General features: G+C 72.0%; 22 protein-coding genes. 11 read left to right on the plus strand and 11 right to left on the minus strand.

What is annotated here, in order from left to right:
- The first annotated feature begins 110 nt into the window (after window positions 1-110).
- The 5 genes from MQP27_RS21020 to MQP27_RS21040 all read left to right on the plus strand — a co-directional run bounded on the left by MQP27_RS21020 (window position 111) and on the right by MQP27_RS21040 (window position 4861).
- Window positions 111-1250: a sensor histidine kinase gene (locus tag MQP27_RS21020; RefSeq protein WP_242766828.1), complete on the plus strand. Its 1140-nt coding sequence runs from the start codon at window positions 111-113 to the stop codon at window positions 1248-1250.
- The gene (locus MQP27_RS21025; RefSeq protein ID WP_242766829.1) at window positions 1247-1906 is read left to right on the plus strand and encodes a response regulator; all 660 of its coding nucleotides are present in this window, start codon (window positions 1247-1249) and stop codon (window positions 1904-1906) included. Before MQP27_RS21020 ends, MQP27_RS21025 begins: the two co-directional genes overlap by 4 nt.
- Before the next feature lie 123 nt (window positions 1907-2029).
- Entirely contained in the window at window positions 2030-2668 is a 639-nt protein-coding gene (locus MQP27_RS21030; RefSeq protein ID WP_242766830.1) for a GOLPH3/VPS74 family protein, read from the plus strand.
- Between the two features lie 16 nt (window positions 2669-2684).
- Window positions 2685-4241 (plus strand): carboxylesterase/lipase family protein, encoded by a 1557-nt coding sequence (locus MQP27_RS21035; protein WP_242766831.1) that lies wholly within the window; start codon window positions 2685-2687, stop codon window positions 4239-4241.
- A gap of 110 nt (window positions 4242-4351) precedes the next feature.
- Complete coding sequence (locus MQP27_RS21040; protein WP_242766832.1) at window positions 4352-4861, plus strand: MarR family winged helix-turn-helix transcriptional regulator; 510 nt, start codon at window positions 4352-4354, stop codon at window positions 4859-4861.
- Window positions 4862-4865: 4 nt separating this feature from the next.
- Here MQP27_RS21040 and MQP27_RS21045 read toward each other — a convergent pair whose 3' ends face one another.
- From MQP27_RS21045 to MQP27_RS21075, 7 genes are all read right to left on the minus strand, one after another.
- Window positions 4866-6053: a PP2C family protein-serine/threonine phosphatase gene (locus tag MQP27_RS21045; RefSeq protein WP_242766833.1), complete on the minus strand. Its 1188-nt coding sequence runs from the start codon at window positions 6051-6053 to the stop codon at window positions 4866-4868.
- Complete coding sequence (locus tag MQP27_RS21050; RefSeq protein ID WP_242766834.1) at window positions 6040-7797, minus strand: PP2C family protein-serine/threonine phosphatase; 1758 nt, start codon at window positions 7795-7797, stop codon at window positions 6040-6042. The genes MQP27_RS21045 and MQP27_RS21050 overlap by 14 nt, the downstream gene beginning before the upstream one ends.
- A complete protein-coding gene (locus MQP27_RS21055; protein ID WP_242766835.1) occupies window positions 7784-8842 on the minus strand; it encodes an ATP-binding SpoIIE family protein phosphatase in 1059 nt (352 codons plus the stop codon). The genes MQP27_RS21050 and MQP27_RS21055 overlap by 14 nt, the downstream gene beginning before the upstream one ends.
- Window positions 8839-9285: an anti-sigma regulatory factor gene (locus MQP27_RS21060; protein WP_242766836.1), complete on the minus strand. Its 447-nt coding sequence runs from the start codon at window positions 9283-9285 to the stop codon at window positions 8839-8841. The genes MQP27_RS21055 and MQP27_RS21060 overlap by 4 nt, the downstream gene beginning before the upstream one ends.
- Window positions 9285-9701, minus strand: a complete 417-nt coding sequence (locus MQP27_RS21065) for an STAS domain-containing protein (RefSeq protein ID WP_242766837.1) — start codon at window positions 9699-9701, stop codon at window positions 9285-9287. The genes MQP27_RS21060 and MQP27_RS21065 overlap by 1 nt, the downstream gene beginning before the upstream one ends.
- Window positions 9698-10600, minus strand: a complete 903-nt coding sequence (locus tag MQP27_RS21070; RefSeq protein WP_242766838.1) for an STAS domain-containing protein — start codon at window positions 10598-10600, stop codon at window positions 9698-9700. Before MQP27_RS21070 ends, MQP27_RS21065 begins: the two co-directional genes overlap by 4 nt.
- A 104-nt stretch (window positions 10601-10704) precedes the next feature.
- Window positions 10705-11856, minus strand: coding sequence for a PP2C family protein-serine/threonine phosphatase (locus MQP27_RS21075; RefSeq protein WP_242766839.1), 1152 nt, complete (start codon window positions 11854-11856; stop codon window positions 10705-10707).
- A gap of 172 nt (window positions 11857-12028) precedes the next feature.
- On the opposite strand from MQP27_RS21075, the gene MQP27_RS21080 reads away from it, so the two are divergent.
- Window positions 12029-12517 (plus strand): MarR family transcriptional regulator, encoded by a 489-nt coding sequence (locus MQP27_RS21080; RefSeq protein ID WP_242766840.1) that lies wholly within the window; start codon window positions 12029-12031, stop codon window positions 12515-12517.
- Window positions 12518-12910: 393 nt separating this feature from the next.
- Window positions 12911-13336 (plus strand): ATP-binding protein, encoded by a 426-nt coding sequence (locus MQP27_RS21085; RefSeq protein WP_242766841.1) that lies wholly within the window; start codon window positions 12911-12913, stop codon window positions 13334-13336.
- Here MQP27_RS21085 and MQP27_RS21090 read toward each other — a convergent pair.
- The 4 genes from MQP27_RS21090 to MQP27_RS21110 form a co-directional block, all read right to left on the minus strand.
- Window positions 13326-13532: a hypothetical protein gene (locus tag MQP27_RS21090; RefSeq protein ID WP_242766842.1), complete on the minus strand. Its 207-nt coding sequence runs from the start codon at window positions 13530-13532 to the stop codon at window positions 13326-13328. The two genes, MQP27_RS21085 and MQP27_RS21090, sit on opposite strands and share 11 nt — an antisense overlap.
- Before the next feature lie 70 nt (window positions 13533-13602).
- Complete coding sequence (locus MQP27_RS21095; protein ID WP_242766843.1) at window positions 13603-14103, minus strand: hypothetical protein; 501 nt, start codon at window positions 14101-14103, stop codon at window positions 13603-13605.
- Between the two features lie 148 nt (window positions 14104-14251).
- Entirely contained in the window at window positions 14252-15802 is a 1551-nt protein-coding gene (locus tag MQP27_RS51705; protein WP_372511263.1) for a hypothetical protein, read from the minus strand.
- A 12-nt stretch (window positions 15803-15814) separates the two neighbouring features.
- Entirely contained in the window at window positions 15815-16612 is a 798-nt protein-coding gene (locus MQP27_RS21110; protein WP_242766844.1) for a helix-turn-helix domain-containing protein, read from the minus strand.
- 447 nt (window positions 16613-17059) lie between these two features.
- Between MQP27_RS21110 and MQP27_RS21115 the strand changes: the two genes are divergently transcribed.
- The 4 genes from MQP27_RS21115 to MQP27_RS21130 all read left to right on the plus strand — a co-directional run bounded on the left by MQP27_RS21115 (window position 17060) and on the right by MQP27_RS21130 (window position 19588).
- Window positions 17060-17554 carry a MarR family winged helix-turn-helix transcriptional regulator gene (locus MQP27_RS21115; protein WP_242766845.1) on the plus strand — a complete coding sequence of 165 codons (495 nt, stop codon included), beginning with the start codon at window positions 17060-17062 and terminating at the stop codon, window positions 17552-17554.
- 122 nt (window positions 17555-17676) lie between these two features.
- Entirely contained in the window at window positions 17677-18294 is a 618-nt protein-coding gene (locus MQP27_RS21120; RefSeq protein WP_242767146.1) for a DsbA family protein, read from the plus strand.
- Between the two features lie 59 nt (window positions 18295-18353).
- Window positions 18354-19160 carry an MBL fold metallo-hydrolase gene (locus MQP27_RS21125; RefSeq protein ID WP_242766846.1) on the plus strand — a complete coding sequence of 269 codons (807 nt, stop codon included), beginning with the start codon at window positions 18354-18356 and terminating at the stop codon, window positions 19158-19160.
- Window positions 19151-19588 (plus strand): nuclear transport factor 2 family protein, encoded by a 438-nt coding sequence (locus MQP27_RS21130; protein WP_242766847.1) that lies wholly within the window; start codon window positions 19151-19153, stop codon window positions 19586-19588. Before MQP27_RS21125 ends, MQP27_RS21130 begins: the two co-directional genes overlap by 10 nt.
- The last annotated feature ends 8 nt before the right edge of the window (window positions 19589-19596 follow it).

The raw sequence follows: 19596 nt of genomic DNA on the forward strand, positions 1-19596 counted from the left end.
GGTTGTCCGGCCGCGCCGTTCGTCGTCAGCGGGCATGCCGGTTGTGACGTCGACGATGTGGGAACGGTCTCCTGCGGGCCCCGGTCCGTCCCGCCGGATAGGGTCGGGACGTGGACCGCAGCATGCAGCCGTACGACGGGTTTGTCGGTGAGGCTCGGGGCCTGTGGTGGGGGTCGGCCGGGCTGGTCCTTGTGGTTGTGGGGACGTCGGTGGTCGTCGCCGGCGCGGATCAGGTCGGGCGGCTGATCGTGGCCGTGGCACTGGTGCTCACGCAGGTCTGCGCCCTGAGGTGGCAGGTGCGTTCACCGGTCGTCGTGCTGGCGGTGAACGAGGTGACGGGCCTCGCCGTGTGGGCGTTGCTGCCGGCGGTGTCCTTGACGGGGGCGCTGCTCGCGGCTCAGGTCGTGTTGTGTGTGCTGTCGGCCACCAGGCCGCGGCGGGTGTCGGTTTGGGCCCTGGCGGTGATGTGCCTGGCGGCGCCGCTTGCGTTCGGGGCGGGTGGGCCCGCGGGTGGGACGGTGTATCTGCTGGCGGTGCTCCTGGCGTGGACCGCGGGGCAGTGGCGCCGGGCTCAGCAGGCGCGGACGCTGGCGGAGACGCGCCGGGCCGTGATGGAGGAGCGAGCGCGGATCGCGCGCGAGGTGCACGACGTCGTGGCGCACACCTTGTCGGTGATGGTGATTCAGGCGGGCGCCGCCGATGACGTGTTCACTCGGCAACCCGCGCAGGCGCGCCAGGCGCTGCAGGCGATCGAGACGGGCGCCCGCTCGGCGCTCGGTGAACTGCGGCTGCTGCTGCGCGCGTTCCACGGCGACGCGGAACAGGACGAGGTCGCGGAGCGGCGGGCGGCGGGGCCCTGGCTCGCGCGCCTGGACGAGCTGGCCGACTCCGTGCGCGCGACCGGGCTGACCGTACACATGTGTTGCGAGGGCTCCACCGTCGGCCTGCCGGCCGCCGTGGACCTGGCGGCGTACCGGATCGTCCAGGAGGCCCTCACCAACACGCTGCGCCACGCGGCCGGCGCCGACGAGGTGCATGTGCGCGTGGCATCCGGAGAAGAGTGTGTGGAAGTCAGGGTGTCCGACAACGGCCGTACACGACACGGCAGTTGGCCGGCGGCGGGAGCGGGGCGAGGGCTCGTGGGCATGAAGGAACGTGCGCGGCTCGTCGGCGGCAGCCTGCGCGCCGCTCCGCTGCCCGGGGGCGGATTCGAGGTGGCGGCACGGCTGCCGGTGGAGGACGCGTCATGACGCTGCGCGTGCTGGTGGCGGACGACCAGGTCCTCGTCCGTACCGGATTCCGCATGATCATCGATGCGCGGGAGGATCTCGCGGTGGTCGGCGAGGCGTCGGACGGCCGTGACGCGGTACGGCTGACGCGGGAGCTGGCGCCGGACGTGGTGCTGATGGACGTACGCATGCCCGTCGTGGACGGGATCGAGGCGACCCGGCAGATCGTGGACGGCGGCAGCCCGGCCCGGGTGCTCGTGCTGACCACCTGGGACGTGGACGCGCACGTGGTCGCCGCGCTGCGGGCCGGGGCCAGCGGCTTCCTGCTCAAGGACATCCGGCCCACCGAGCTCGTCGAGGCGATCCGGCTCACCGCCCGCGGCGACGCACTGCTGGCACCGACCGTGCTCGGCCGCGTCCTCGACCGGTTCCTGCGCACCACGCCCGACCCGGCGCCGCCGCCCTCGCTGCGGGAGCTCTCCGGCCGGGAGCGGGAGGTGCTCACCCTGATCGGGCAGGCCCTGTCGAACGCGGAGATCGCCGGACGGCTGGGCCTGTCGGAAGCCACCGTCAAGAACCATGTCACCGCTGTGCTGCGCAAACTGGGCCTGCGCGACCGCGTCCAGGCCGTCGTCGCCGCCTACGACCACGGCCTCGTACAGCCGCGTCGCCCGTGACGCCGGCCTCCTGGTCGCCTCCTCCTCAAGGATGAGGCCGGGCCCCGGTCCTCCTGTGTTCCCAGTGGCGAACCGCTCGTACGGCCGATCCGCGGGCGGGGTCGCCGACCCTAGCGTCGAGGTGTGATCGACGACCTGCCCTGCCTCATGTATCTGCTGGCCTACGACGCCTCGGCCGCCGGCCCCTACGACCGTTCCCGCACCGGGTTCCTGGTGCGGGCCGCCGCCCTGGTCGACCTGGCCCTGCGCGGTCGGCTGGAGGAGGGCGACGGCACGGTCGCCGTCACCGGCACCGGACCGGTCGGGGACCCCGTTCTGGACGGCGTCCTGCGTGACGCGGGCGCGGGGCACGGCTGGAAGCAGCTCGTGCGCAGCCACCGCAGGCGGTCACTGGCACAGGTGGAGGACCGGCTCGCCGCGGCGGGCGTCCTGACCGTGCAGGAACCGCGCACCTTCGTCGGCAAACGGCGGCTGACTGTTACGGACCGGGCCGTGCCCGCCGCTGTGCGCGCCCGCGTGGCCGCGGCGCTGCACGGCGACGGCCCGGTGCAGGACCTCCCGGCCGCCGACGCGGCGCTGCTGGCGCTGGCCGCGGCGGGCGGCATCCGCTCGGTCGTCTCACGGCAGGACCACAAGACCCACCGGGCGCGCATCGACGCCTGCACGGGGACACTCGCCGTCCTCGCGCCGGGCCTCGCCAAGGCCGTACGCGCTCTGCCGACCACCATGATCGCCGCACAGGGTGGCATGGGCGGCGGCTGAACGAACGGGGATTCCGATGAGCATGCACCGTGCCCTGACCGCCTTGGGCTGCGCCGTGGCCGCCGTACTCGCGACGGCCTGGTCCGCAGCCCCACCGACACATCCTGCGCCCGCCACGACGGTGCGCACCCACGACGGCCTGGTGCGGGGTGCCGCCCACGACGGCTACCGCACCTTCCAGGGGATCCCCTACGCGGCTCCCCCGCTCGGCACTCTGCGCTGGGCGCCGCCCCGGCCCGCGGCTGGCTGGTCCGGGGTACGGGACGCGTCCCGGCCCGCGAGCGCCTGCCCGCAGCCGGCGGGCGAGGTGCCCGGCGGCAGCACCGACGAGGACTGCCTCTACCTGAACGTCACGACGCCCGACGGGGCAGGGCCGGCCCGCCCGCGGCCGGTGATCGTGTGGCTGCACGGCGGCGGCTTCACCACCGGAGCGGGCAGCTCCTACGACGCGCACCGCATGGCCGTCCGCGGGGACGTCGTGGTCGTCACCGTCAACTACCGCCTCGGGGCCCTCGGTTTCCTCGCTCACCGCGGGCTGCCCGGCTCCGGCACCTTCGGCCTGGCCGACCAGCAGGCGGCGCTGCGCTGGGTACGTGCCGAGATCGGCGCATTCGGCGGGGACGCGCACGAGGTGACGCTCGCCGGCGAGTCCGCGGGCGGCTACGGCGTCTGCGCCCAGCTCGCCTCCCCCGCCGCCGCGGGCCTCTTCGACCGGGCGATCATCCAGAGCGGCCCGTGCACCGGCCGCGCCGACCGGCCCTTCGCCCCGTCCTCCGTCCCGCTGTCCACGGCGCGCGCGGCGGGCGACGACCTTGCGGCGAAGGTCGGCTGCGGCACCGGACGCGACGTCTTGGCCTGCCTGCGGCGTGTGGACGTGTCCCGGCTGCTCGCGGCCCAGGACAGCGACCAACAGCCCGCGTACGACACGCCGTTGCTGCCCGCCGATCCCGCGGCGGCGATCGCCGCGGGCCGCTTCCGCCACGCCCCCGTACTGATCGGGAACAACCACGACGAGGGCAACGGCTGGGCCGCGGGGATCATCCAGGCCGGTCACCCCGTCAACCCCGGCACCTGGCCCGATGTGGTCGCCGCCTTCTTCCCCGCTCCGGGACAGGCGAAGGCGATCGTCCGGGAATACCCGGTGCACCGCAGCGACGGCGGCCCGGTGTTCGGGGCCGTCATCGGCGATGCCGACTTCGCCTGCCCGACGGCGCGCACCGACGGCCTGCTCGCGGCCCATGTACCGCTCTGGCGCTACGAGTTCGCCGACGAACACGCTCCGCCGCTCACCCCTGGTACGCCGCCGTTCCCGCTCGGCGCGCAGCACGCCGCCGAACTGCCCTACCTGTTCGACCTGGGCGGCCGCCCCCGCGAGCTGAGCGCGGCGCAGCACCGCCTGGCCGACACCATGATCGACTACTGGGCCCGCTTCGCCCGCACCGGCGACCCGAACGGTCCGTCGTCCCCGCGCTGGCCCCGTGGGACGGTGCTTTCCCTGGCACCGGATCACGTCCTGCCCACCCGCACGGCACCGGCCCGCCACCACTGCGCCTTCTGGAACGCCCTCGACTGACCGCACACCGGATCACTGCGGCGCGGTCCGCTTGCCCGTCGGGTCATCGGGTACTGCGTTTGAGTGAGGTGATATCTGGACTGCCCGTTTTTGCAGAAAGTTGCCCTTCTGTGACTCCTCTAGGTGATCCCTGCGGCGCCCACTCGGAGGGACCTGAACATCGGCCGGAAGCTCTCGCGGCGGAGATCGCCGACGCCGTGGACAGCCTGACGCTCCTGTGGTCGGTCGCTGCTCAGGCGGCGACGCTGCGGTTGTCCGTGCACCAGTTGAGGGCGTTGCGGGCCCTGGACGCGGAACCCGGCCTGAACCTGACCGGTCTGGCGGAACGGTTGGAGACGGGACTGCCCACGGCGAGCCGGCTGTGCGACCGGCTCGAGGCGGCCGGGCTGATGGAGCGGGCGCTGCACCCCCGCAAACGGCGCGAGGTGCGGCTGAGTCTGACCCGTCACGGGCGGCGGGCGCTCGAGGACGTCGCGGTGAGTCGCACGCACGCGCTGGCGGCGGTGCTCGGGGCGATGGAGCCCGCCGAGCGGAACGCTCTCCGGCGTGGGATGCGGGCCTTCCTCGCCGCGCGGGAGGCGACCCTGTGGTTCGGTGGGGCGGACGCCGAAGAGACGTGAGCCGTCAGGGCGTTGACCGTTCGCGGCCCCTCCAGTCCAGGCAGACCACCGCGGCGTCGGCCGTGAGGTCCTTGCTGCCGAAGTGTTCGATCAGGCCCGCGACGACGGCCCGGGCGGTCTCGTGCGGGGGTGTCTCACGTGTGGCGCTCAGCACCTGGCGCAGGGCGTGCTCGCCGAAGAGGTCTCCGCTCGCCGAGCGGATGCCGTGCACGCCGCGGCTGACGGCGATCAGCCGGTCGCCGGGCTCGACGCCGAAGGTCTGTTCCTCGTAGTGGGTCTCCTCGAACATGCCCAACGGCAGCTGGGCGTCCAGTTCGATCCGCTCGATCCTGTCCTCGCGCAGGCGGTACAGCTGCGGCGAACCGGCGTCCACGGCGTGGACCGTGCCGGTGTCCAGTTCGAAGCGCAGCAGGAGGGTGGAGGCGTACGTCCTGCCGCCGTACTGGGCGTAGAGGGCCTGGTCGGCGAGGCTCGCCTGGTCGGCCAGGCCGATCCCGGCGCGGCGGGCGTTGCGCAGTGCGCCCACGGCCAGGTTGGTGAGCAGGGAGGCGTCGATGCCCTGGCCCATGCCGTCGGTGACGGTGAGGGTGAGGTGGTCGGCGCCGGTGGACCAGTCGAAGTTGTCGCCGCCGACGGTGTAGGCGGGTTCGAGGTGGGCGCCGATGACGTACTCGTCGCGGGCGCAGCCGCGGCCCGGCAGCAACTGCCACTGCATCTCCGCGGCGAGGGTGAGGCGCCGGGTGCGGCGCGCCTGCACGTAGAGGTCGGTGTCGCGGTCGGCGGTGCTCACCTCGTGGCCCAGTGCGGTGGCGAACTCGGCGAGCCGCAGCACCAGGGGCGGATCGGTGCGGCCGGCGGGCAGCCGTACGGAGAGGACGCCCATGCGGTCGCCGCGGACGGTGATGGGCAGGTGGACGAGGTCGGCGGCCGGGTCGGAGAGGGTCTCGATCGTGGGGGTCTGGGTGGTGAAGGCGGTGCCGGCCGGGCCGTTGCGCGCGGGCAGCGGGTCGGCGGTGTAGGGCAGATGGGTGACCGGGTGGAGGAGGGTCAGGCTGTAGTCGGCCAGCAGCAGGGTGACGTCCTGGGCTCCGGCGAGCTCGGCGAGCAGGTCGGCCGCCGTGGACACCAGGGCGTGGGGAGGGGCCGCGCGCAGTCGGCTCTCCGCCGAGGGGGCGGGTTCAGAGGTGTTCACGGACGGTGCCCTCCCCTGTGGTGGCTTTCACCGTATCGCCCTGCGGAGCGCCGACGTCGGGGACGGGAAGGGTGCGGCACAGCATCAGGCAGATGTCGTCGTCGCGTTCCGAGTCGTGCAGCAAGGGCTTGAGGACCGCCTCGGCGCAGGCGTCCAGGTCTTCCAGGTCCGCGGGGCTCAACGCGCCCAGCGCGTCGGCCAGGCGTTCGATACCGGGTTCGATACCGAGGGCGCGGCGCTCCACCAGGCCGTCGGTGTACAGGACGACGGTGGAACCGGTCGGGAGCTGGAGGGTGTGGTCCTCGTAGGTGTAGGGCAGCGGCACACCCAGCATGATCCCCGGTTTGGTGTCGAGGACCTCGACCGTGCCGTCGGGGGTGCGCACGAGTGCGGGCGGGTGTCCCGCTGCGGCCCACACCAGGGTCGGGTCCCCCGGGCGGAAGCGGGCGACCACGGCGGTGGCGTACAGGGCGGGATGCTGGTGGATGAGCATGCGGTGCAGTCTGGTGAGGATGCGGGCCGGGCTGTCGTCCTCCGCGGCGTAGGCCCGCAGCGCGGTGCGCAACTGGCCCATCAGCACGGCCGCGTTCAGGCCGTGGCCGGTGACGTCTCCTATCACGGTCAGGACGCTTCCGTCGGGCTGTACGAAGGCGTCGTACCAGTCTCCGCCGATGTTCAGGCCACGGGTCGCGGGCAGATAGCGGGCGGCCAGTCGCAGGCCCTCGGCGGCGGGCAGTTCGGTGAGCTGGGCCTGCTGGAGTGCCTCGGCGACGTCCCGGTGCTGTTCGTAGCTGCGTGCGTGGTCCAGGGCCACGGCCCAGCGGCCGGCCAGGTCGATCAGCATGACGGCGGCGTCGGGGTCGAAGCGGGGGCCCGGCGGGGTGAGGGTGAGCACGCCCAGCAGGCGGGGTGCGGTGAGCGGGATGCACAGCAGCGGCCGCTCGGGGGACAGGACGGAGGGCGGCAGGTCGTCGACGCCGGGCAGGCCGAGGGGGTGGAGGGCGGCGTGCTGGGGCCGTCCGCTGCGGGCCGCGGCCACGGCGGCGGCCGGATGGTCGCCCGGGCTGGACGCCTCGTCCTCGTCGAAGAGCCAGATGTCGGCCTTTTCGGCGAAGTCGGGGATCAGGAGGTCGGGCAGCCGCTGCAGGATGGCCGCGTGGTCGAGGGAGGCGGTCACGGCCGCGCTGGCACCGGCCTGGAAGGTCAGCAGGCGGCGGGCGTTCTCCGCGTCGGCGCGGGCGGCCTGCTCGGCTTCGAGCAGGGCGCGCTGGGTCTGGGCGGCGGCTTCCAGTTCGGCGTGCAGGGCCAGTACGCCCTGGTTGGTCTGGTGCAGCTCCTCACGGTGGAAGCGGACCTGGTTCTCCGCCTCGTCCAGCTGCGCCAGCAGGGCGGCGGTGTCCTCGTCCTGGGCGAGCAGGGCATGGGCCAGTTCCACCGGGTCCAGGTCCGCCGGCGCGGTCCACGGGCGGGACAGGGGCGCACGGCAGGTGAGGGTGTGCCGCCAGGGCGTGCCGTCGTACGGTCGTACGGTGATCCGGAGCCGACCGCCGGCCTGCGGGGCGGCGACGACGATCTCCGCGTCCCCCGCGCCCAGGCTCCGGCGCAGTTGCGCGGTGAGCGAGGTCAGAAAGCGGGTCCGCTCCACGACCGGTACGTCGGCGTCCGCGGTCAGCCGCGCCAGCCAGGCGCGGACGCGGGCCGCCTCGGCGGCCGAACCGATCTTCCAGGTGTCACAGTCGGTCATGGGCCTCGGTCCGGCGTTCGGGGGCGAGTACGGCCACACTGGTGTCGTCGCGCAAGGGGCTGGCCGCGCTGCCGGCGTCCCGCAGGACGGCAGCGGCGATCAGCGCGGGGTCGCGGGTCAGCAGATGCGGGTCGTCGGGCGGTGTCCAGCGGCCGGGCAGACCGTCGCTCGCCAGCACGAGCAGGCTGTCCGCGCTCCACGGCTGCCGCACCACCGGCACGGTGGCCGGGAAGGCCGCGCCGACGATGCCGGGGTGGGAGACCAGGGGCTGCCACACACCGTCGGTGCGCAGCCGGGCCGCGATGTTTCCGACGCCGGCGAAACGCAGCGTGCCGGCGCCGCTGTCGAGTTGGGCGAGGGCGACGGCCGCGCCCCGGGTGGGCCGCAGCGCCGTGTCCAGGCGGCGCAGGATGTCGGCGGGCGGCAGATGGGCCGTACGGTGCAGCTCCGCCATGGCGGCGGAGGAGGCCTGGGCGGCCTTGGTGCCGTGGCCGAGGCCGTCGGCGAGGAGCAGGGTCAGCAGGGGGCCGGAGCGGGACCAGGCCCAGGCGTCGCCGGAGTGCTCGGCGTGCGCGAGGGGGATGTTGATCCCGCCCGCCCGGGCCGCCGTCGGCCGCGGGTGGGTGTCGGAGCCGATGCGGGCGAGTACGACGGTCCCCCGTCCGCGCACGCTGTACAGGTCGAAGGCGCTGGAGATGCGCCGACAGGTGCCGAGCCCGGCACCCAGGGACGAGGGGGTGGTGGTGAAGCCGTCCCGCACGGCCGCGGCGACGTCGGGAATGCCGGGGCCGTGATCGAGGGAGAGAAGCTGCACCGCCACGGCGCGCGCTCCCCCGTGGGTGTCGGGCGGCTCCACGAGGTTGACCACGACTCGCCCGCCGCCGCCGTGCTTGAGCAGGTTGGTCGCCAGTTCGGTGGCGACCAGCGCGGCGTCGTCGGTGCGCCGCGTGTCGAGGTGGGCGTCCCGGCAGGCGGCCTCGGCCGCGACGCGGACGTCCCGCACCCGGGTCGAGTCGTGCACCGGGATGTCCCACACCCTGCTCATGGCGTCCCCCGGCGGGCGGTGGGCACGCCCTGCTCCCAGGCCTCGACGGTGACCGTGGTGCCCTGACCGGGAGTGGTGTCGATGGTGAAGTGCTGCATCAGCCGCCTGGCGCCGCCCAGGCCGAGGCCGAGGCCGCCGCCACTGGTGTATCCGTCCGTCAAGGCCAGCTCGACGTCACGGATGCCGGGGCCGTGGTCGACGAAGGACAGGCGCAGCCCTCTGCGGTGTCCGTCGTCCAGCGATGTCATCTCCATGAGTCCGCCGCCCCCGTGCACGAGGGTGTTGCGGGCCAGCTCACTGGCGGCGGTGACCACTTTGGTCTGCTGCGCCAGTCCGAATCCGAGGTCGGTCGCGGCCTGCCGCACCCGCTGCCGTACCCGGGAGAGGTCCGCGTCCGAGCCGATGGGCAGTTCGGCCGTGACTGGCCGTGAGACGGCCTCCATCACGTGTCCTCCTTGCCCGGGTCGGACGGCACGGCGGCCAGGGGGTGGCCCGACAGCAGTTCCAGCGCGCGCTCGACGTCCAGTGCGGTGGCCAGGCCGGGCAGGGTGAGTCCCAGCTCGACCAGGGTCATCGCCACGGCCGGCCGCATCCCGGCCAGCACGGTGCGGGCCGCCATGAGCCGGGCGTTCGCGGCGATCTCGGCGAGGACCCGCCCGAGGAACGAGTCGACGATGTCCACGCCGGAGATGTCGATGACGACGCCGGTGGCGCCGCTGCGGGCGACGCGCTGGGCGATGTCCTGCTGGAGTTGCTCGGCCGCCGTGTCGAGCAACTCGCCCTGGAGGGTGACCAGCAGGACATCGCCGAGCGCCAGCACGGGCACCTGGGCCGGCCGGCTCGGCCACGGCACGGTCATGACGGGCTCACCCGGGAGGCCGACGGGGCCGGGATCGCGATGCCCTGCCGTGCCAGGGCGTAGGCGAGGGCGTCGGCCAGGCTGGAGCGCGTCACGACCGTTCCCAGGTCGATGCCCAGGTGCACGATGGTCTGCGCGATCGCGGGACGGATGCCGGAGACGATGCACTCGGCGCCCATGAGCCGGGCCGCGGCCACCGTCTTGAGCAGGTGCTGGGCGACGAGCGAGTCGACCATGGGCACACCGGTGATGTCGAGGATGGCGTACGCGGCACGCTGGTCGACGATGGCCTCCAGCAGGCTCTCCATGACCACTTGGCTGCGGGCGCTGTCCAGCGTGCCTATGAGGGGTACGGCGACGATGCCGTCCCACAGCTGGATGACGGGCGTGGCCACCTCCAGCAGCTGCTGCCGCTGCCGCTCCATCAGCTCCTCGCCGGCGCTCAGCGCGGTCTCCATCACCACCAGGCGCAGGGTGCCCATGACAACGGACAGCAGCAGCACCGCCTCTCCCGCCTGCACTCCGGACGGGTCGGCGAACTCCGCGCGCAGCAGTTCGGTGACCGGCGGGCGCAGGGCGGCGACATCGTCGGCGATCTGCGCGGGGGTGGCTCCGCCGCGGGCCCGGGACGCCGCCACATGCCCCAACTGCTCGCGCACCGTGGCGAATTCGGGTGCCGTGATGTCTTCCGGGCGCCCACCGGCCAGGACCTCCGCCAGGGCGTCCACCACGCCCTTGCAGGCCTCCACCGCCTCGTCACGGGAGACGGTGAAGACCGTACGGAACAAGGGGGCGTCCGCCCAGCGCTGGGCGATCTGCTCGCGACGCTGCTTGAGGAAGGCTTCCACCAGCTGTGCCGCCGTCTCGCGCGTCGCCGTGTCCTGTTCCGTCACTTGCATCGTCTCCTTCGGTGCGAATCGTTGGGCCCCCTCCAGCAAATAGTTGCCGTACGACAAACATTAGCGGTGGGGCTGAGGCGCGAACAAGGTGATCGCCGTCCGGGTCAACGCCCGTGCCAGTCCAGGCAGACGACCAGGGCGTCGTCGTCCGGGGCGGACCGGCCGCGGTAGCCGGTCAGCTCCCGCAGGATGGCGCGCGGCACCTCGGCCGCGGGCAGCAGACGAGTGGCCTGGATCGCCCGGGTCAAAGCCTCCTCGCCGTACGTCTCTCCCTTCGGGGAGGCCACGTCGTAGACACCGTCGCTGACGAACACCAGCCGGTCGCCCGGCTCGACCCGGAACTCCTGGGCCACGTAGTCGGTCTCCTCGAACATGCCCAGCGGCAGCTGCGCCTCCATGGAGATCCGCTCCACGGTCCGGCCCCGCAGCCGCAGCGTCCGTGGCGATCCGGCGTCCACCACCCAGGCGCGTCCGGTGGCGAGTTCGAAGTCGAACATCAGCATCGACAGATAGCTACGGCCCCGGTAGTGGGCGTACACCGCCTGGTCGGCCAGGGCCGCCTGGTCGGCAACGGGGAGGCCGGCCCGGCGCGCGTTGCGCAGGGCGTTGACGGCCAGGTTCGTCAGGAGGGCGGCCTCGATGCCTTCGCCCATCCCGTTGGTGACGTAGAGCATGAGGTGGTCGGCCGTCGCCGACCAGTCGAAGTTGTCGCCGAAGATGGCGTAGGCGGGCTCGAGTTGGGCGCCCAGTTCGAACTCGGGCCGGGCGCAGGAGCGGCCGGGCAGGAGCTGCCACTGCATCTCGGCGGCCAGGGTGAGCCGGTCCTTGCGGCGGGCCTGGAGGTAGAGGTCGGTGTCCCGGTCGGCCACGACCATTTCGTGGCCGAGCACCTCGGCGATCTCGGCCAGCTCCGCCATCTGCTTGCGGACCGCCGGTTCGCCGCCGCCGAAGGTCACCGACAGCACGCCCAGCCGGTCGCCGCGCACCGTGACCGGGAGGTGCACCCGCGCCCTGTCCGGCGAGAGGCGTTCCACGAACGGCTCCTGGGCGGCGAAGGCGCGGCCCTCGGGGCTGTTGTGCACCGGCACCGGCTTCGAGGTGTGCGGCAGCGCGGACACCGGCTGCAGCACCGTCAGGCCGTAGTCGGCCAGGAAGAGCTCGACGGTGTCCGCGGCGTACTGGTCGACCAGTACACCGCGGACAGCGTCGAGCAGCGCATGGGGGGCCGCCGTACGCAGGGCGCGCTCGGCGGTCATGAATCTGTTCACGATGAGAAAACACCAATCTTTCACGTCGAACGCTCATGGGCCTGTGCCCAGGGTCAAGACCGTTCGCGGCGGCCGGACCGGGCGTCCCGTCCGCTTCCGTGGATCTGTCGCGCGCCGCCGGGCCTAGTACGCTGGCGGCCGTCCCGACGCCTGCGAGAGTGTGACCGTGACTGCCTTCCGCCCCCGCCCACCGGCTGACCAGGTCGCCCGCGTGACCTCGACGGCCGCGGAGCTGCTGGAAGTGCTCTGGGGCCGAGCCTCGACGGCGCCCGCCTCGGCGTCCCAGCTGCGTGTGCTGTTCATCCTCGAGCACCATGACGGCGTCAACCTGCGCACGCTCGCCGACTCCCTCGCTTCCACACCGCCTTCGACCAGCCGTCTGTGCGACCGGCTCCAGGCCGCCGGCTTCGTGGACCGCGTGGTGAGCCCGGCCGACCGGCGCGAGGTGCGGCTGCACCTCAGCAGTCGCGGGCGCGCCTTCCTCGCGGACCTGCGCACGCGCAGGGAGCGCGAACTCCAGGTCGTACTGGACCAGATGTCCGCGGCCCAGAGGACCGCGCTGCTCGACGGCCTGGAGGCGTTCTGCGACGCGGCGGCCTTCCGGATAAACGACGCCGACGTACAGGAACCCGACAGCCGGACGGCTTGAGCCTCCACGCGGGGCACGGCCCGGATCGCCCGGGTGCGGCAGCGCGACGCCCGGCCGTCGGCCGGTTCGCGGTGGCCGTGACCTGCGCACGGAGCGGCTTGCGCCCAGTGGAGCATTCCTGATCCTTCCCCCGTGCGCGTCCGACACGGCTTACTTTCTTGCCTCACGCCCATAGTTGTCAAACGACAACTATTGCGCGAGGAAACCCTCTTGCTGCCGGGTACCCCGAGCCGTCGCGACTTGCATCGATGTGGTGAACCTCTCGACCGCTACCGAGTCCACCCCTGGCGCATCACGCCTTCGGGACCAGACCGCGTGGATCGGCCTGCCTGATACCGGATCTCGCGGGCATGCGAACAAAGGGAACGAAGAGAACGCAATGGAGGTGCACCTGTGCACCCTTCCCCGCGGAAGGACCGAAGCCCGCACCGTGCCCCGTGGACCGCCGATCGCGCGCGGGAACTGACGCGCGCCTATCTGTCCGTGATCGCGCCGAGCGACCAGGACACCGTCAACGCCGCGCTGCTCGTGGTCTCGGAGCTGGTCACCAACGCTCTCCGGCACGCCGGCGGCGTGACCGGTTTCGGCCTGCGCACCGGCCCCGGCACGCTCACCGTGACCGTGTCGGACGCCAGCCCCGACCCACCGCGACGACGCTGCACTCCCGTCTGGGAGCCGGGAGGCTTCGGCTGGCCACTGGTACTCGACCTCGCGTCGGACGTACGCGTCAGGACCGGGCCGAAGGGCAAGACCATCGAGGCGACGCTCAAACTGCCGGTTGAGGCGGCCGACGTGTTCGGCGAAGGACTCAGCATGTGACCGCCGCGAGTGACCCGGCGTCCATGCGAACGCCGACGACACTGGACCGGGCCTGTTCCGCCTGATGGCCGGGGCGATGGGGGCGCATGCGCTGGGCGCCGGGGACGGCTTCGAGGAGACCGTCGAGGCCGAGGTGGGCCAGATTCTGCTGGGCCTCCGGCGTACCCATCACCGTCCTGCGGGCCGCGGTCGTCATCGGCTCGGCGTCCGTCGGACAGCCCAACCAGACATCAAGTTCGAGTGACGTTTGAACGCCAGTGAGCAGGTCAGGCGGCAACCAGCAAGGCCTGGATGCGGCTGACGGCACGCAGGATCTCGTCCCGGTTCTTCGCCCGCTTGATCCATGCCGGGAGACGGGCCACCAACGTCATCTTCTGCCCGGTGTCGTACCAGGGCGCTCGTTCCCGCAGCGGTGCCTGAACGAAACGACGTATCAAGTCGAGGTGTTCGAGGTTGTACGCCCACAACCACCCGTGCCGGGTCGCGACCTGGAGCCACAAAGGCATACCGAAGTACGGATCCGTCGCGGGTTGAGCTGTGCCGGCGGGGAGCGCGACACGGCGGCCGCTCCACACTCGAGAGAGTCCACAGTCACGACAGACCAGACGTCGCGGCGTGAACACGATCCGGCCGCCGGGATCAGAGGCTTCGGGCGCTGGAACGACACGAGCGGCCTTCTCGCAACCGGGACACCGCACAATGATCAAGCTGATGAAGTCGTACTCGGTGCTGCGTGGATCCCGGAACCGCCCAGGGCACAAGGCCATGCGGTGAGTATGCAACTCCTTCGTAGAACGGCGCATCCCGGGCGACGTCCCGGCCTCCGTCGGTCCCCCCACTCGACAGCCGCCCTCGGCCAAGATGCAAGACGGCCCAGGGCGGTTGTCGAGTGGGGATCGATGGTCTGGCCCTGTGTCAGCAGGTGTGGATGTCCTGGCCGTTGACGTCTTTCGCGACGTCGTTGCCCTGGCCGCTGAGGTAGTACGCGGAGACGAAGTCCCGGCCACCGGTGTCCATGTCGGTGTACAGCCACCAGTGGTTGTAGGCGCTGCCGGACCCCACCTGCGTACCCCAGACCTTGCAGTAGACGTAGTTGGTGCCGGCGTACAGGGCGCCGCCGTGGTCGCGTCCGGAGGCGGTGGCGAAGGTCTTCACCCACACCTTGCCGCCGGCGTCGTCCCCGGAGGCGCACTCGGGAATGTCGTCGCCGTTCTCGTCCTGCGCGACGTCGTTGCCCTGGCCACTGAGGTAGTACGCGGAGACGAAGTCCTTGCCGCCGGTGTCCATGTCGGTGGAGAGCCACCAGTGGTTGTAGGCGCTGTCGGAGCCGACCTTGTCGCCCCAGATCTTGCAGAAGACGTAGTTGCGCCCCGCGTTGAGGGTGCCTCCGTCGTTGAGTCCCTTGGCGGCGGCGAAGGTCCTCACCCAGGCGCGTCCGCCACTGCGGCCCGTGCCGGTGGTGGTGCCGTCGCAGGTCGGCAGGTCATTGCCGTTCTCGTCCTTGGCGACGTCGTTGCCCTGACCGCTGAGGTAGTACGCGGAGACGAAGTCCCGCCCACCGGTGTCCATGTCGGTGTACAGCCACCAGTGGTTGTACGCGCCGCCGGAGCCCACCTGCGTACCCCACTCCCGGCAGAAGACGTAGTTGCGCCCGGCGTACAGCTTCCCGCCGTGATCGCGCCCGGTGGCCGTGGCGAAGGTGTTCATCCAGAGTTTGTCGGAGCCGCCGCCCCCGCCGGCGCCACCGCCCCCGCCGCCGCCTCCACCGCCTCCGCCGCCGTTCAGCGGCTGGCTCTTGGGCACGGGGCTGACGTAGCCGTCGATCGCCTCGGTGTTTCCGAACATCGTGCCCGGTGCGGAGTTGAGCGTGTCCTCACGGACCTTCGCAGTGTGCGCGTAGTGCGCCTCTTCGTTGCCCTCGGGGCCCGTGGTGTTCTCCTCGCCGCCCACGTCACCGCTGACGATGGTCACCGAACCGCCGTCGACCGCGACCACGACGGCCACGTGGTGGACCACGCCCTTGGCGTTTCCGTAGACGTCGTGGAACAGGGCCGCGTCACCGACCTGCGGCGCGGAGTGCTCACCGCCGTATCTGGCCCGCTGTTCCTTGAAGCTGCGCGCGCGGGGGTCGAGATACTCGGTGTGGAAGCCGGCCTTGTCCCACACCCAACGGGCGAAGTCGGCGCACCAGTACTCGCCTCTTCCCTTGTTGCCGCTGCAGCTCGTCAGATATCCGGGATCGCAGACGCGTCCCGGCTCGCCGAGGCTCTCGAAGCGGTGGGTCTGGCCGCGCGCGATGTCGGCGATGGTCTGGACGTCTCCCAGCACGATGTCCGCGTGTGCCGGCGGAGCCGGTGCGGCGACGTAGAAGGTCAGGGCGAGCAGCGCGGTCACTGCGATGCCCCAACGGCGCAGGGGCAGGCTTATGTGTGCGAAGTGCATGGCGTCCTCTGTGGGGAGTGGCATCTCCGTCGCAGGTTACGAACGCGCCGCTTGCACCGTCTTGAACGAATCCGATGTGTCCCTGCCCGGCTGCCCGGACCGGGCCGGGGGCTTGGGCGCCGCGTCCAGGCAACCGCACGGCCGGAGCCGGGAGATGTATTGCGAGGGCGACATGCCGGTGAACTCCCGCATGTCCCGGTTGAGATGCGACTGGTCGCTGTACCCGTGCTCGGCCGCGAGTTCGGGCCAGCGCGTCCGGTCCGCGTCGACGCACGCGAGCAGGTTCATCAGCCGCATCAGCCGCGCCGCCGTCTTGGGCGGCAGCCCCACCTGCCGGCGGAACACCCGTCCGAGGTGGTCGCCGCTCCACCCCACGTCCGCCGCGAGCTCCACGATCCGAGCCCGACCGGCGGAGCGGGAGAGCAACTGCCATGACCGTACGATCTCCGCACTGGGCCGAAGGCCTTCGGCGGAGCGGCGCAGCAGGAACGCGTCGAGCAGGGCGAACCGCTCCTGATGGCTGCGCGCGGCCCGGCACCGCTCGGCCAGCACACGCCCCCCAGTCCCGAACACGTCGGCCACGTCGACGACATGCCCGGCCAGGTCGGACGGCGGCATGCCGAGGAGCTGGTAGGCGCCGAGCGGCGTGAGCCGCAGACCGATCCACGCCAACTGCACCGAAGATGTTTCGCGCCCGCCGTACCGGTAGAGAAGACCGGGGCCGGCCGCGTAGGCGGCGGGCAGGCCCGCCAGGCGCTCGCCGAAGTTCAGGTTCAACGACACCGACAGACTCGCCGGCACCGTGACGACCTCCCCGGGAGAAAGGGTCTCCACTCCCACGTGGTAAGCGCCTTGAACCAGTCCTCGCAACGCCGGATGAGGCTGTGCGTACACGTCCACCGTCAGGTCCCCCGTCTTGGCCCGGCCAGCGACTTTAGGGCCGGGGAGAGGAGGAGGGGCGACGGCGGACTCCCCTTTGCGGATACCTGGTCGATTCTTTGATCTGAGCATGCCCATTCGGGGTGCCTGGCGGAGCCCCGGCCAGTGCCGACTTGCCGCCAGCGGCAGGTCGGGGACCACGAGGCAACCGCCGAGAGCGCCGCCGCTCCTGTGTTGACAACCCTCGCGCCGTCGGCTTCCACAGCGCCGCCGACGTGCCTGCCGGGTGCGCGTTCGTGGACGTCAGCAGACACGCACACCCCGCGTCTCCTCCGGGCCGGATCCACGGCATGATCGGTGGGTGGACGGCGATGCCGTGGAGGACCGGACGGGTGGTGGGCTGTGGGTGAGGGGCCGGAGATTTCGTCTGCGAAGGAGGCCGCGGACAACGAGCTGGTGCTCGCGTTCGGGCGGTTGCAGGGGGCGGCGAGCCGGCTGGAGTACATCCTCGGCCGCTCGCTGGAGCGGGAGTGCGGCATCAGCCACCTCATGTACGAGGTGCTGCTCATCCTGGGCCGGGCGGGCGGGCCGGGCCTGTCGATGCGGACCATCGCCCAGGAGCAGGTTCTCACCACGGGCGGGGCGACCCGCCTGGTGGACCGGATGGAGGCGGCCGGGCTGGTCGAGCGGGTAGAGGATCCCGACGACCGTCGTGGCCGGCTGGTGCGTCTGACGCCGGACGGCGAGGAGACCACCGTGCGCGCGTCGCGGCTGCACGTGGAGAACATCCGCCGTTACTTCCTGGCACCCCTGCCGCCGGAGGACCGCGAGCGGTTCGCCGAGGATCTGCGCATACTCAGCCACTCCGCTCGGGACGAGCTGCCCCGCCTGCCCTGACGTAAGCGAGGAGCGTTGCGGTCGGCGTCACACGAGCAGCGAAATATCTGACGAGTCAGTTACTGTTCTGTCAGGTGAAGCGCTCGCAGTGGGCGGGCGCAGCAACCGTTGTCGAGGTACCGATGAAGCTGGTCTACGTCTTCGACGCCTACTGCGGCTGGTCGCACGGGTTCTCCCCGACCCTGCGCGAGGTCGCCTCACGGCACCCCGGCCTGCCGGTCGAGGTGGTCTCCGGCGGGCTGTTCACCGGCTCCCGCCGGGTCCCGATCCGGGAATTCGGCCACGTCCAGGGCGCGAATGCCGCCATCGCCGAGCTGACCGGTGCCCGGTTCGGCGAGGCGTACGAGCGGCTGACAGCCGACGGGTCGTTCGTGATGGACTCCGAGGCCGCCGCCCGCGGCGTGGCCGCCCTGCGCCAGGTCGCCCCCGAGCGGGCGGCGGAGCTGGCCACGGCACTGCAGGACGTCTTCTACGTCGACCGGCTGAGCCTGTCCGACCCGGCCACCTACCGGAAGGTCGCCGAGGACGCCGGGCTGGACGCCGACGCCGCCGTCGCCGCCTTCGAGTCCCCCGAGGCGCAGCAGGCCGCCGAGGCCGACTTCCGCCGCTCGGCCGTACTGGGCGTCCGCGGCTTTCCCACCCTGCTCGCCGTCGACGGTGACCGTGTCACGCCCCTGGCGCAGGGTCGAGCCACGGCCGACGAGATCGACCGACAGTTGACCGCCCTCGGCGCCCGCTGATCACCACCCCTGCCCCCACCCCATACTCACGCCGCCAACTCCCCCTCAAGGAGCCATCGATGAGCACCCTGTCCTTCAAGGTCCTCGACCTCGACTTCCCCGTCGGCAGCGAGAACAAGACCGCCACGCTCGTCACCGGCGAGAGGGAGGCGTTGCTGGTGGACGCCGCGTTCACCCGCGCCGACGGCCACCGGCTGGCCGCCGAGATCCTCGACTCCGGCAAGCGCCTCACCACCGTGTTCATCAGTCACGGCGACCCCGACTTCTACTTCGGCGCCGAAGTCCTCGCCGACGCCTTCCCCGAGGCCAGGTTCGTCGCCACGCCGATCGTCATCGAGCACATCCGGCACTCGTACGAGGGCAAGCTCAAGGCCTGGGCCGCGCTCGGCCCGAACCTGCCCACCCGCCTCGTCGACATCGAGCCCCTGACCGGTGACCTCACCCTGGAAGGGCACCGCTTCGAGCTCAAGGGCGGCCCGGCCGGACTCCCCGACCGCCACTACCTCTGGCAGGCCGAGCACCGCGCCCTCCTCGGCGGTGTGCTGCTCTTCCAGCAGGAGCACGTGTGGGTCGCGGACACGCCCACCCCCGGTGACCGCGCCGCCTGGATCGACCTGCTGGACGAAATGGCCGCGCTCAGCCCGGAGTTGGTCGTCCCCGGCCACCGCCTGCCCGGCACCCCGGCCGACGCATCCGCCATCGCCGCCACCCGCGAGTACCTTCTCGCCTTCGAGGAGGAGCTCGGCAACGCGGCCGACGGAACCGCGCTGACCGAGGCGCTGATCAAGCGCTACCCGGGCAACGGCATGCAGATCGCCGCCCAGATCGGCGCGAAGGTCGCCAAAGGCGAGATGAAGTGGGGCTGACCGAAGTGCCGTACGAGAACAGCGACTTCGCGGCCTCCACCGCGCCCGCCGATGTGGTGCGCCGCCAGTACCTCGCCTCCGCGGCCGGTGACCTGGCGGCCCTGCGGGCCACGCTCGCGCCCGACGTGGAGTGGACGGAGATGGCCGGCTTCCCGCTCGCCGGCACCTACCGCACGCCCGAGGGCGTGACCTCCAACGTCATGGAGAAGCTCGGCCAGGACTGGGACGGCTGGACCGCGCACGACGACACCTATGTCGTCGACGGCGAGAACGTCGTCGTGCTGGCCCGCTACACCGCGACCAACAAGGCGACCGGCAAGTCCATCGACGTACGCGTGGCCCACCAGTTCGTCGTACGCGGCGGCCTGATCGTCCGCTTCGAGCAGTTCGTGGACACCGCGCTCGTCCTCGATGCCATGAGGCGCTGAAGCAGAGG

The sequence above is a fragment of the Streptomyces cylindrosporus genome (assembly GCF_022698165.1).
GTDB classification, from domain to species: Bacteria; Actinomycetota; Actinomycetes; order Streptomycetales; family Streptomycetaceae; genus Streptomyces; species Streptomyces cylindrosporus.